General features: G+C 38.4%; 11 protein-coding genes and 1 pseudogene. 7 read left to right on the top strand and 5 right to left on the bottom strand.

From position 1 onward, the window contains the following. Positions 1 to 86 precede the first annotated feature (86 nt). The 5 genes and pseudogenes from fnr (at position 87) to RDV53_RS09220 (ending at position 4209) form a co-directional block, all read left to right on the top strand. Positions 87 to 860, top strand: coding sequence for a fumarate/nitrate reduction transcriptional regulator Fnr (fnr, locus tag RDV53_RS09200; RefSeq protein ID WP_005696125.1), 774 nt, complete (start codon positions 87 to 89; stop codon positions 858 to 860). Positions 861 to 994: 134 nt separating this feature from the next. Beyond that, a complete protein-coding gene (uspE, locus tag RDV53_RS09205) occupies positions 995 to 1918 on the top strand; it encodes a universal stress protein UspE (RefSeq protein WP_005696126.1) in 924 nt (307 codons plus the stop codon). A gap of 199 nt (positions 1919 to 2117) precedes the next feature. After that, on the top strand, positions 2118 to 2951 hold the full coding sequence (locus RDV53_RS09210; RefSeq protein ID WP_005696127.1) for a DUF4198 domain-containing protein: 834 nt from the start codon (positions 2118 to 2120) through the stop codon (positions 2949 to 2951). Positions 2952 to 3030: 79 nt separating this feature from the next. After that, a pseudogene (locus RDV53_RS09215) lies at positions 3031 to 3406 on the top strand (transposase). Then, positions 3403 to 4209, top strand: a complete 807-nt coding sequence (locus RDV53_RS09220) for an IS3 family transposase (protein WP_005696131.1) — start codon at positions 3403 to 3405, stop codon at positions 4207 to 4209. Before RDV53_RS09215 ends, RDV53_RS09220 begins: the two are co-directional and overlap by 4 nt. Before the next feature lie 35 nt (positions 4210 to 4244). Here the strand turns inward: RDV53_RS09220 and RDV53_RS09225 are convergent, their stop codons facing one another. Further along, positions 4245 to 4805: an LOG family protein gene (locus RDV53_RS09225; protein WP_005696132.1), complete on the bottom strand. Its 561-nt coding sequence runs from the start codon at positions 4803 to 4805 to the stop codon at positions 4245 to 4247. A gap of 1 nt (position 4806) precedes the next feature. Further along, positions 4807 to 7413, bottom strand: coding sequence for a type I DNA topoisomerase (gene topA / locus RDV53_RS09230; protein ID WP_005696133.1), 2607 nt, complete (start codon positions 7411 to 7413; stop codon positions 4807 to 4809). A gap of 97 nt (positions 7414 to 7510) precedes the next feature. On the opposite strand from topA, the gene RDV53_RS09235 reads away from it, so the two are divergent. Next, positions 7511 to 8410 (top strand): LysR family transcriptional regulator, encoded by a 900-nt coding sequence (locus RDV53_RS09235; RefSeq protein WP_005696135.1) that lies wholly within the window; start codon positions 7511 to 7513, stop codon positions 8408 to 8410. 28 nt (positions 8411 to 8438) lie between these two features. On the opposite strand, the gene rnm is transcribed toward RDV53_RS09235, so the two are convergent. The 3 genes from rnm to pepN all read right to left on the bottom strand — a co-directional run bounded on the left by rnm (position 8439) and on the right by pepN (position 12965). Next, positions 8439 to 9266: an RNase RNM gene (gene rnm / locus RDV53_RS09240; RefSeq protein ID WP_005696136.1), complete on the bottom strand. Its 828-nt coding sequence runs from the start codon at positions 9264 to 9266 to the stop codon at positions 8439 to 8441. Continuing rightward, positions 9267 to 10286 carry a quinone-dependent dihydroorotate dehydrogenase gene (gene pyrD, locus RDV53_RS09245; protein WP_005696137.1) on the bottom strand — a complete coding sequence of 340 codons (1020 nt, stop codon included), beginning with the start codon at positions 10284 to 10286 and terminating at the stop codon, positions 9267 to 9269. A gap of 69 nt (positions 10287 to 10355) precedes the next feature. Then, positions 10356 to 12965, bottom strand: coding sequence for an aminopeptidase N (gene pepN / locus RDV53_RS09250; RefSeq protein WP_005696138.1), 2610 nt, complete (start codon positions 12963 to 12965; stop codon positions 10356 to 10358). A gap of 161 nt (positions 12966 to 13126) precedes the next feature. Between pepN and purE the strand changes: the two genes are divergently transcribed. Continuing rightward, a complete protein-coding gene (gene purE / locus RDV53_RS09255; RefSeq protein ID WP_005696139.1) occupies positions 13127 to 13621 on the top strand; it encodes a 5-(carboxyamino)imidazole ribonucleotide mutase in 495 nt (164 codons plus the stop codon). The last annotated feature ends 36 nt before the right edge of the window (positions 13622 to 13657 follow it).

Here is a 13657-nt window from a genome sequence, read left to right on the forward strand (position 1 = left end):
GTAGATAACTTCTTTAATTTACTATTTAGTGGTAGAATAATTGCGTTAGATCAATTTTACACTATATTTATCGATTTGAGGAACTAATGAATAATTTCGTTTCAGAAACTAAATCAGGGCGCAGAGTTCAATCTGGTGGTTGTGCGATTCATTGCCAGGATTGCAGCATTAGTCAACTTTGTATTCCTTTCACATTAAACGAACATGAGCTCGATCAGCTTGATAATATTATTGAGCGTAAAAAGCCTATACAAAAATCTCAAGTCCTTTTTAAAGCGGGTGATACGCTTAATTCTATTTATGCGATCCGTTCTGGCACCATTAAAACTTACACCATTAATGAAGCAGGTGAAGAACAAATCACCTCTTTTCACTTACCTGGCGATTTAGTGGGATTTGATGCTATCACCAATATGCAACACCCCAGTTTTGCTCAAGCGTTGGAAACTGCTATGGTATGTGAAATTCCATTTGATATCTTGGATGATTTATCTGGCAAAATGCCGAAACTTCGTCAACAAATTATGCGTTTAATGAGTAGTGAAATCAAAAGTGATCAAGAAATGATTTTATTACTGTCTAAAATGAATGCTGAAGAACGTTTAGCCGCATTCATCCATAACCTATCCAAACGCTATTCGGCTCGTGGTTTCTCGGCGAAAGAATTCCGTTTAACTATGACTCGTAGCGATATTGGTAATTACCTCGGTCTAACGGTTGAGACGATCAGTCGTTTGCTTGGACGTTTCCAAAAATTAGGTGTACTCTCTGTTCAAGGGAAATACATTACTATTAATGATATAAATGCCTTAGTTGATTTAACTGGCGTACATAAAACTAAAATCCAATTAGCCGAATAGATAAAAAGCGTGAACATTCACGCTTTTTTAGTATTTGAAAAAAAATTTGCACGAGATCACTTTTTTTACAATCGGTTCTTGTCATCACTTAAAATCTTTTCTATCCTATTGATATCCCATATCTTGGAGGCTTTATGAAATTTAATAATATTCTTGTTGTACTCAACCCTGATAACGAAAAACAATATGCGCTTGCTCGTGCTGTTCGTCTTGTTAAAGAACAGCAAAATGAGACAAAAGTAAAAATCACCACTCTGCTGAGTGTCTATGACTTATCTTATGAAATGTCTGCGCTTCTTTCTTCGGAAGAACGTAGCCAAATGCATAAAACAGCCATTGAACAACAACGTCAAGCCGTCCAATTTTATTTAGATAAATATGCGGATCCAGAAATTGAGTTTGAATCTCACATCGTCTGGAGCAGCAATGAAGCGGATGCTATTCGTGAAGAAGTTGAAAAAAATCAATACGATCTCGTTGTAAAATACACCAAAGATGAAGAAAGTTTCACTTCATTAATTTTTACACCAGTAGATTGGCAATTATTACGTAAATGTCCAATTCCAGTATTAATGGTGCGTGATGGTGACTGGAAACACCAACGCCGCATTTTAGTCGCCGTGAATGTATCGGGTGAACAAGAATATCAAGATGAATTCAACCAAGAATTAGTTTCAACAGGGATGAATTTAGCGGAGAACTTAAACCGTGGTAACGTACATTTAGTGGCGGCCTACCCTGTTGCACCAATTAATATGGCGATTGATTTACCTGAATTTAATACTTCAGGTTATGAAAATGGTATTCGTGGCCAACACCTCATCAATATGAAATCCTTGCGTCAAAAATTTGGCATTGATGAAGATCATACCCACGTACGTGAAGGTTTCCCTGAAGAAGTGATTCCTGAAGTGGCGAAAGAAATTGAAGCTGAATTAGTGATTTTAGGTACAGTGGGAAGAACGGGTTTATCTGCAGCGTTATTAGGTAATACAGCGGAACATGTGATTAGTAAATTAAGTTGTAACCTATTAGCTATTAAACCTTCTAAAAAATAAGCCAATTTAGCCTTTAATTTAAAATTAAGTGCGGTCAAAAAAACAATTGTTTTAATGACCGCGCTTTTTTGTTAAAAAAATGTGAAGTTTCTCACAAAATCAACTTTTTCTATTCGTCTCATTATTTCTTTTTCGCTATACTCATCCGCCCTATCGAAGACTTTCTATAAATTGATTTATTAATTAAAAAGGAAAGAGAATGAAAAAAACATTAATTGCGGCACTAATTGGCTTATCTGCGCTTGCGCAAGCTCATGAAGTTTGGGTTGCAACACCGGCACAAATTGCTTCTAATAGCGTTTTAAAAGCTGATTTAGCTTATGGTGACTACCCTTACGTTGAAAAAATTCCCGAAAAACGTCTTGCTATTTTCCCCCCAATGGAACTCATCAATCAAGATGGCGAAATGCAAACCTTAGTACAAAAAGGTGAGAACTACCAATATCAATCAGAAAAACCGTTAAAAGACGGTTCATATTGGGTAACGGCGACTTATAAACCAACTTTCTGGTCACAAAATAATGAAGGCTGGAAAATGGATAACTTACAAGGCACACCAAATGCATTCTATTGCGAACAAACTCAAATGTTTGGTAAAGCTTTTACTGTGGTAGGTAAAAAACCATTGAATGCGGAGATGGCAATGACACGCATCGGTTTACCACTTGAAATTGTGCCACTCAAAGATCCAAAAACAATCAAAGCTGGCGAAGCTTTCCCACTTCAAATTTTCTATAAAGACAAACCACTTGCGGGTGAAACGATTATTGCAACGTCTGATACGTTTGTCGTGAAAGATATGGAAGCGGCGACATCTCATCGTGAACCACAAGCGTTTTCAGGTAAAACAGATAGTGAAGGTAAAGTTAATTTTATCCCATTAATTGAAGGTGTTTGGAAACTTAAAGTGATTCATAAAGAACCATTTGAAGATCAAAAAGTTTGTCAACATTCAGCGAATTACGCGACGTTAATTCTCCCTGTTGGTAAAGCTAGAGCTAAACTCCCACCAAAACCAGAACATCATCATTAATCATAAAAAAGTGCGGTCAAATTTAACCGCACTTTGATCTGCACCCCAAAACCTGGACACCTAATTTGAGGTGCAGATTATGTCCTACTCTTATCAATTTCGTTTAAAAATTATCACACTCGTCACTGAACAGGATTATGGTATCCGTGAGGTGGCTAAACTTCATAAAATTTCCCACGCTCTCGTCATTTATTGGCTAAAAGCATTTCGGGAAAGAGGGCTTGATGGCGTAAAATCGCCTCATACAAACCTTCACCCCCCCGAAAATAGTGAAGCCAAAGATGAAAAAGAAAGACATTGAAATTCCAGAAACCACAGACTTTTCACCTAAAGCGTTTAAAAAGCTGCAGCGAGAGCTCGCCTTGGCTCGAGCGGAGATTGCTTACCTAAAGGAGTTGGAGAAGCTCGACCGTCAAAAACAACGACAGAAAAAAGAAAAATTATTGAAAGATTGAAGCCAGACCACGCGTTAAATGATTTACTTCGTGTGACTAAAATGCCTCGCTCAAGCTTTTACTATAAAGAGATTAAGCGAAATTATCACGAAGCTAAAGAAGCTATCTTATCGCTGTATAAAAAAAACAGAAAACGAGATGGTTATCGCCCCATGACGTTTAAATTACGCCAAATGGGTTTTCATTTGAATCATAAAACGGTGTTAAAGCTGATGAACGAGTTAGGTATTCATTCCATTTTACGCAAAAAAAGACATGGAAAACGTGGAAAAACATCGCATATTGCCCAGAATTTACTGAATCGTGATTTTACAGCAACGGCACTCAATCAAAAATGGGTAACGGATGTAACGGAATTTCATGTTGGGCAAGAAAAGCTTTATTTTTCACCGTTGATGGACTTGGCTAACCGAGAAATTATTGCCTATAACTTTGCGACACGCCCGAAGTTTTCATTGGTAAAAAAGATGTTAGAACAAGGGCTTAGTAGGATTAAACCAACAGAATGTCCGATTATTCATAGCGACCGAGGTGTATTGTATGGCTCGGCGGAATGGGTAAAGATGTTGAAGGGTAAAGCGGTGCAAAGTATGAGTCGCCGAGGAAATTGCTATGATAATGCGGTGATTGAAAGCTTTTTTGCCATATTAAAATCAGAGTGCTTTTACTCTCGGACTTATCATTCAATTGCTGAATTACAGGCTGACATTGAAGAATATTTAGTGTATTACAACCAAAAACGAATTAAACTTGGTTTAAAAGGATTGAGCCCAGTGCAATACCGAGCTCAATATTTAAGTTAACTACCTGTCCAACTTTTTGGGGGCAGATCACTTTTTTAATATGTTCTTAACGCTGGAGGTTGGTAATGTTCAATAAAGGTTTCGATTTCTTGAAGATTATTCGAGAATAAAATCTTCTCAAAATCACCTTGAGTAAAGAAGCCTTCTTTCACCATATGGCTAAAAAAGGACTTTAGTGAATCAAAATACCCCTTTTCATTAAACAAAATACAAGGATTATTATTTTTCCCTATTCGAGCCCAAGAAATCACTTCAATAATCTCTTCTAAAGTGCCTGGTCCGCCAGGCAAAGCAATATAAGCATCGCCAAGCTCAACCATTTTATTTTTTCGCTCAGACATGCTTTCAACAATCACGGTCTTGGTCAAATTAGGATGTGAAACTTCTCTGTCTTGTAAAAATTGAGGGATAATGCCAATTACTTTAGTTTGATGAGCAAGTACAGTATCTGCAACCACGCCCATTAATCCCAATTTTCCGCCACCATAGACTAAAGTATGTTGACCATCGGCAATCCATTTTCCTAATTTTTTTGCGGCAGCCTGATAGGCAGAATCATTACCTAAACTGGCACCGCAATAAACCGTGATGTTCATCCTACTTTTTCCGTTCTACCCATTTTCCATCAATATAATCCACAATCCATTTTGTGGCTTTGCCATTCTTTTCAGATGTCACATATTGATGTTTTTCTTTACGGCTGAAGCGGATAATGGCTTCATTACCCTCAGGGTCTTTTTGTGGCGCATCGGCTAAATAACGTAATTTTTCCGGTAAACGATCACGATAAAGCGCTAATTCAGCCACTTTTGCCGGTCGTGTTTCACGTGATTTAGGGAAGTTATGTGCTGACATAAACACGCCACTTGCACCATCACGTAATACAAAATACGCATCAGATTTTTCACATTTCAATTCAGGGAAATGAACGGGCTCTTCTTTTGGTGGTGCAACTTCGCCGTTTTTCAAAATCTTACGGGTATTATCACAGCTGGTACAGCCCATATATTTACCAAAACGACCGAGTTTTAAATGCATATCTGAACCGCACTTATCACATTCTACAATCGGACCATCATAGCCTTTAATTTTGAATTGGCCTTGTTCAACCAAATAACCATCACAATTCGGATTATTACCACAAATATGCAATTTACGATGAGGGTCAATGATGTAACTGTCCATCGCTGTACCACATTTCGGACAACGTTTACGATCCATTAAGGCTTTAGTTTCAGAAGCCTCATCCAATACATTGAGTAATTCCGCCTCAGGAATGAGATTAATCGTCGTTTTACAACGCTCTTTCGGTGGTAAAGCATAACCAGAACAACCAAGAAATACACCTGTACTTGCTGTGCGAATGGCCATTTTTCGGCTACAAGTCGGACAATCAATATTGGTGAGTACAAGGCTATTCGGCTTCATTCCACCTTCTAATTCATCCAATTCAGCCGTAGAAAGTTGAGTAGAAAAATCTTTGAAGAATTGATTTAACTCAGCCTTCCAATTTTTCTCACCTGATGCTATTTGGTCTAATACGTTTTCCATGTTGGCAGTGAAATCGTAGCTCATCAAATCAGTAAAGGATTGATTTAAGCGATCAGTAACTATTTCGCCCATTTTCTCGGCATAGAAACGACGATTTTCAATGCGCACATAACCACGTTCTTGGATAGTTGAAATAATTGCCGCATAAGTAGAAGGACGACCAATACCACGTTTCTCCAATTCTTTAACCAATGCAGCTTCGGTAAAACGAGCGGGCGGTTTAGTGAAGTGTTGGCTTGGCGAAACCGTTTTTAGTGCCAATGTTTCATTCAAACTCACAGCCGGTAAAATTTGGTCTTCCGGATTTTTACCTACTTGTGGCAACACTTTTGTCCAACCATCAAAACGTAAAATACGGCCTTTAGCTTTCAATTCATAATCGCCAGCCATTACGGTAACCGTTGTGCTGTCATATTGTGCAGCCGGCATTTGGCAGGCTACAAATTGACGCCAGATTAAATCATACAAGCGCACAGCATCTTTATCCATGCCACTTAAATGATCTGCGAGCGTTTTTACATCAGAAGGACGAATCGCTTCGTGCGCTTCTTGAGCGTTTTCTTTACTCGAGTAGAAATTCGGTTTAGCTGGCAAATAATCTTTACCGAAATGGCTTTCGATATAAGAGCGTACCATATTTAACGCATCTTGGCTCAAGTTGGTAGAGTCAGTACGCATATAAGTAATGTAACCGGCTTCATATAAACGTTGTGCTAACATCATGGTTTTCTTCACCCCAAAACCTAAACGCGTGCTTGCAGTTTGTTGTAAGGTTGAAGTAATAAATGGGGCTCTTGGTTTAGAACCTGTTGGTTTTGTTTCTAAATCTGTGACAACGTAATGTGATTTATTTAAGAAATCGACCGCACTTTGTGCTTCTTTTTCAGTTTTCGGCTCAAATTTCTTGCCTTTATACTGCACCACATCCAAAAGTAAGTCTTCTTTCTTACTCGTTTGGGTTAGCGCTTCAATTTCCCAAAATTCTTCCGGTTGAAATGCTTTGATTTCACGTTCACGCTCTACCACCAATTTCACGGCAACAGATTGCACTCGTCCGGCAGATAGACCGCGTGCCACTTTTTTCCATAATAATGGCGACACCATAAAGCCTACCACGCGGTCTAAGAAACGACGGGTTTGCTGAGCATTAACCTGGTCCATATTAATGTGCGCAGGATGCTGAAACGCTTTTTCAATCGCTTTTTTAGTAATCTCATTAAATACAACGCGACTAAAACGACTATCATCGCCACCAATGACTTCGCGTAAATGCCACGCGATAGCCTCTCCTTCTCTATCCAAGTCGGTGGCGAGATAAATATGATCTGATTTTTTAGCGAGAGATTTTAATTCGGCTACCACTTTTTCTTTACCTGGTAGAATTTGGTAATTGGCTTTCCAATCGTCATAGGGGTCAATCCCCATACGTTTTACTAAGGCCGCACGGTCTTTTTCTGCTTTAATTTTGTTTTTTTCTTCCGCACTTAATCCTTTAGTGGAAACTGGTTTGGCCTTTTCGCCTGTGCTACTCCCTGCAGTAGGCAAATCACAAATATGCCCTACGCTGGATTTCACCACATACTGGCTACCTAAATATTTATTGATGGTTTTCGCTTTGGCTGGCGACTCCACAATCACTAAAGATTTGCTCATTTGCTTACCTAAAATATAACTAGAATTCTGTAAAATTGGCGATATACTGCAAACTTACGCCGATAAAATCAAGCTTTTTTTCAAAAAGGATTTATAAATGGATAAACTCAATGCAATTTCGGTTTTCTGTAAAGTGATCGAAACGCAAAGTTTTACACAAGCCGCAAACCAACAGAATATTTCTGTAGCGATGGCGAGTAAACTAGTTTCACAATTAGAAGAACATTTAAAAACACGATTATTACAACGTACAACACGAAAAATTGTACCAACTGAAGCGGGGATGCTTTATTACCAACGTTGCCAAGCCATTTTATTAGATTTAAGCGAGGCTGATTCTAGCATTAGCAATATGGCAACAAGCTTACAAGGTAATTTATTAATCTCTGTGCCGCGTGATTTTGGTTTACTTTATATCTCGCCTAACTTACCTAAATTTATTGAGCTTCACCCTAATTTACACGTAGAAATTGAATTTGAAGACAAACGTGTTGATCTCGTTGCTGAGGGCTATGACTTAGCATTACGGATTGGCTATATGCAAGATAGCTCACTTGTTGCGCGTAAAATTAGTAGCTCCCCTATGCATTTTGTTGCCTCTCCAAGTTATTTAGAAGCACGAGGCACACCACTTACACCAGATGATTTAGAATATCACCAAGGTTTACTTTACAAATCATCATTAAATCAAGTGCATTGGCAATCAACAAAAGCCAATCAAATTCAACGGTATAAAATTCAATCTAAAGTAGTTTCTAATAACGGTATGGCATTGTTAGAAATGACAAAAGCGGGATTAGGCATCAGTAATGCACCGAGCTTCTTTGTCAAAGATGCGCTTGCTTCAGGTGAATTAGTTGAAATTTTGTCTGAATATAAACAAAAACCTTTAGATATTTATGTGGTTTATCCAAATCGTCGTCATTTACCGGCAAAAGTTCGCGCATTTATTGAATTTCTCGCGAGTCTCGGTTTGTGTGAGAACAGTCAAATATAAAAAATAAGGGCGGATTGACCGCCCTTTATTATTCAAATAATGTCCAAATCGGTTTTACCTCTTCAGGTAAAAATAAATTCTTTCCTAATTCAATCCATCCGCAAGGAAAATGAAAGTCTGACCCTAAAGAGGCGGCTAAGTCATATTCATTCGCTAAACGCGCAAGATATTGACGTTGATCTTTGGTCTGTCTACTATCTGCCACTTCCATACCATCACCGCCCCATTGTTTAAAATCAACAATTAATCGACGAATCCATTTCCCTGTCATGTTATAGCGCATAGGATGGGCAATGACTGCGACACCGCCTGCTGCATGAATCGTATCAATTGCTGTTGGAATATCTACCCATTCAGCTTTGACAAAACACGATTTTCCACTGCCTAGATAACGTTTAAAGGCTTGCCCATCATTTGAAATCTTGCCGATTTGTACCAAATAACGCGCATAATGTGCACGAGTTACTTCCCCATTGGCCAACGCTTTTGCGCCTTCATAGGTATTTGGGATGCCTGCTTTTTCTAGTTTATGGCCAATTTCAACCGCTCTTTTTTCTCTCAGTGATTTTTGTTCGGCTAAAAGTGCGGTCATTTTTGGATGCGTTTTATCAAAATTTAATCCAACAATATGGATGCCACGACCTTCCCAATTCGTTGAAATTTCCACGCCATTAATCAGCTCAATGCCTAATTTATCTGCTTCAATTTGGGCTTCATCAATACCCATCACGGTGTCGTGATCACATAAAGCAAGCACATTGACACCTTGTTCATGAGCTCGTTGCACAAGCTCCGTAGGCGTTAAAACACCATCTGAAGCCGTACTATGGCAATGTAAATCATATTTTTTTGTCATTTATTTAATCGCTTTCACTAATTCTTTAACTAAACTTGGGCCATGATAAATCAAGCCCGAATAAACTTGTAACAATTCAGCACCCGCTTCAATTTTCTCTTGTGCGTTTTGTACGCCATCAATGCCACCACTCCCAATAATCGGAATTTGACCTTTTAGCTCTTGATGCAATCTTCGTATAATTTCTGTGCTTTTATGCTGTAACGGTTTTCCACTTAAGCCGCCTTGTTGCTCAACATTTTTCAAACCAGCGACGTTGTCACGAGAAATGGTGGTATTAGTAGCTATCACCCCATCCATTTGATGACGAATTAACGTATCAGCAATTTGAACGAGCTCAGCCTCAGATAAATCAGGTGCAATTTTTACGGCAATCGGCACATATTTATTATATTGCTCAGCTAATACTTTTTGACGCTGTTTTATACTTTGCAGTAAATCATCAAAGTAATCACCATACTGTAATTGGCGTAAATCTGGAGTATTCGGTGATGAAATATTTACCGTAATATAATCCGCATAGTTATAAGCTTTGTTTAAGCAAAATAAGTAATCATCTTTACCCTTTTCAATTGGTGTGACTTTATTTTTGCCAATATTAATCCCAATTACGCCATCAAATTTTGCCTTTTTAACATTCTCAATCGCATAATCAATACCATAATTATTGAATCCGTTACGGTTAATAATCCCTTCTGCTTCCACTAAACGGAATTGACGAGGTTTCGCATTTCCCTCTTGCGCTAAAGGCGTAACCGTTCCTACTTCAATAAAACCAAATCCCATCGCACCAAATCCATCAATGGCTTCGGCATTTTTATCTGCGCCCGCTGCTAACCCAATAGGATTTTTAAAGGTAATGCCCATTACTTGCTTAGGTGTGCCTTGTGGACAAGCCAAAAGCTGCTTTAATAAAAATTGGCAAGGCGATTTACCCGCTAAGTGCAATGATTTAATCACTAAATCATGGGCAGTTTCAGGGTCAAGGGAAAAGATGGCTTTACGGATTAAAGAATACATACTCGTTTATCTCTCAGGATAGTTCACTGTAAATGGAAAGTGCGGTCAAAATTAACCGCACTTTTTGTTTTATTGCAAGGCTTTTTCAATCTTCTCAAATAAATCTTTTGAGAGATCTTCAACAGCACTTAATCGTTCTAAGGCACGTTTCATTAAGGTTTGACGTTGTGCATCAAAACGTGAGAAACGAATCAATGGCTCAATTAAACGTGCTGCCACTTGTGGATTGCTTTCATTTAAACGAATTAAAACATCCGTTAAGAAGCGATAGCCTGAACCACTAATATGATGGAACGCTTTTAAGTTGTGATTTGCAAAGCTACCCACTAATGAACGTAAACGGTTTGGATTGTTGAAGTTAAAGCTTGGGTGATCCATTAATGCTTGTACAATTTCCAATACGTTTTCATCAGGACGAGTTGCTTGTAAAGCAAACCATTTATCCATGACTAAGCCATCATGTTGCCATTTTTGTTCAAAATCCGCTAACAAGGTATCACGGCAAGATAACGAGGCTTTGGTTGCCATATTTAATGCAGCCAGCGTATCTGTCATATTATTGGCATTATTGTAATGTTTTTGAACTACATTGTTGCCTAGATTGGTGTAAGCCAAATAACTTAAACAAAGATTACGCATTGCTCGTAAGGCAATATCTTCTTGCGTCACTCGATAATCTTCAAGACGAATATGGGTGTAAATACGCAATAAATCTTCTTTTAAGTATTCTGCAATTTGCACCAACATAAATTCTCTAGCAGCAGCAATACCATCTGGATCAATTGTTTTAAAGTTTTCTGCAAACTCAATGTCTTTTGGTAAGGTTAGAATTAATGTGGCTAATTCGATATCCTGTTCGTAATTTTCCAATACATGCGCAAGTGCGGTTAAAACATCAGGTGAAATCTCAAAGGTTTCACCTTGTTGGAAATGCGCCACATTACGACGCAATTCTTGAGTAAACAGCATTTGTGCTGCATCCCAACGAGCAAATTGGTTATCAGCGAATTTAAGCAAACCTAATAACTGCTCTGTGGTGTAATCATAATCCAGTTTCACCGGTGCAGAGAAATCACATAATAACGCAGGAATTGGGCGACCATAAATACCATGGAACTCAAACACTTGGTCTTTTTCTGTTACATTTAATACATCACTTAACAATTCACCGTTATGCTGTAACATTTGTTTGGTGCCGTTGGCATCATAAAGCGCAATTTTCAATGGAATATGTAAGTTTACTTTTTCCATTTGATCTGCTGTTGGTGGCGTAGATTGCGAAACAGTTAAACGATAAGTATGAGTTTGTTCGTCATAGGCATCACTAATCAATAATTCTGGCGTACCTGATTGGCTATACCAACGACGGAATTGTACTAAATCAACATTATTCGCACGTTCCATTGCGGAAACAAAATCTTCACAAGTTGCTGCTTTACCGTCATTTTCTGCAATATAAAGTTGCATTCCTTTTTGGAAACCTTGTTCACCTAATAAGGTATGCAACATACGAATCACTTCAGCCCCTTTTTCATATACAGTCACGGTATAGAAGTTATTCATTTCAATGACTTTTTCAGGGCGAATTGGGTGTGACATTGGGCTCGCATCTTCGGCAAATTGTACCGTACGTAAGAATTTCACGTTATTAATGCGATTAACAGCTCGAGAACCCGTATCAGATGAAAATTCTTGATCACGGAAAACCGTTAAACCTTCTTTCAAACTTAATTGGAACCAATCACGGCAAGTTACACGGTTTCCTGTCCAGTTATGGAAATACTCATGCGCAATCACGCTTTCAATAGCGAGATAATCATCATCGGTTGCTGTTTGTGGATTTGCCAACACAAATTTAGAGTTGAAAATATTCAACCCTTTATTTTCCATGGCGCCCATATTGAAGAAGTCCACAGCAACAATCATGTAAATATCTAAGTCGTATTCTAAATTGAAACGGTCTTCATCCCATTTCATGGATTTTTTCAGACTTTCCATTGCCCACGAAGCGCGATCAAGATTGCCACGGTCAACATAAAGCTCTAAGGCTACTTCACGACCACTTTTTGTCGTAAAGGTATCTTGTAATAAATCAAAATCACCTGCCACTAAAGCGAATAAATAGCTTGGTTTCGGGAAAGGGTCATTCCATTCAACCCAATGACGACCATCCTCTAATTCACCACTTGCAATGCGGTTACCATTAGAAAGCAAGTAAGGATATTTAGTTTTATCAGCGGTAATTTTGGTTGTATAGCGAGCTAATACATCAGGACGATCAAGCATATAGGTAATTTGACGGAAACCTTCTGCTTCGCATTGAGTACAAATGCCTTCACCTGATTGATAAAGCCCTTGTAAAGAGGTGTTTTGTGCAGGCTCTAGATTCGTCACAATTTCAAGTTCAAAATTGGCCGCACTTTGGTTAGTTAAATCTAACGTTAAACTTTCATGGTCTTGATGATAATGTTTGAAATCTTCGCCATTGAATTTAATGGAGGCAAATTGGAAGCCATGACCATCTAATCGTAGGTGTGTTGCTTCGTCGTTTAAACGTTGGAAGGTTGTTTTTGCAGTGACAACGGTATGATTAGGATCTAATTGAAAATCAAGGAAAATATCCGTAACTGTAAAATCAGGTTGTTTGTAATCTTTTCTATATTTCGCTTTAGCTAACATAATCTGCTCTATTTCTAAGAAAAAAACTCATATTAGGATAAGATTTTATGACAAAACTTGCAATGGAATTTTCAGTTTTTACCATATAGCAAACGTTTGCTTAAAAGTGGGCAAATATGCTATTCTACGCATCGTTTTTTATCAGATAAATTTTTAAAAATATGTCAAATACCGCACAAATTGCTATTGTTATGGGCTCAAAAAGCGATTGGGCAACCATGCAAGAAGCCACTCAAATTTTAGATGAACTCAATGTGGCATATCATGTTGAAGTCGTTTCTGCACATCGAACCCCCGACAAATTGTTTGAATTTGCCGAAAATGCACAAAAAAATGGTTACAAAGTGATTATTGCAGGTGCAGGTGGTGCAGCGCATTTGCCGGGTATGATCGCAGCCAAAACACTTGTGCCAGTACTTGGGGTACCTGTTAAAAGCTCTATATTAAGCGGTGTAGATAGTCTCTATTCTATCGTACAAATGCCTAAAGGTATTCCTGTTGGTACCTTAGCAATTGGCCCTGCTGGCGCAGCTAATGCAGGATTACTCGCCGCACAAATTCTTGCTGGTTGGGATGATGCGTTATTTGCTCGCCTACAAGCATTCCGCGAAAATCAAACTAATGTGGTATTGGATAATCCTGATCCACGTAAATAAAACACCTTTCATTTTGACCGCACTTTTTAAAGTGCG

Source organism: Haemophilus parainfluenzae ATCC 33392, from assembly GCF_031191205.1.
Lineage (GTDB): Bacteria > Pseudomonadota > Gammaproteobacteria > Enterobacterales > Pasteurellaceae > Haemophilus_D > Haemophilus_D parainfluenzae.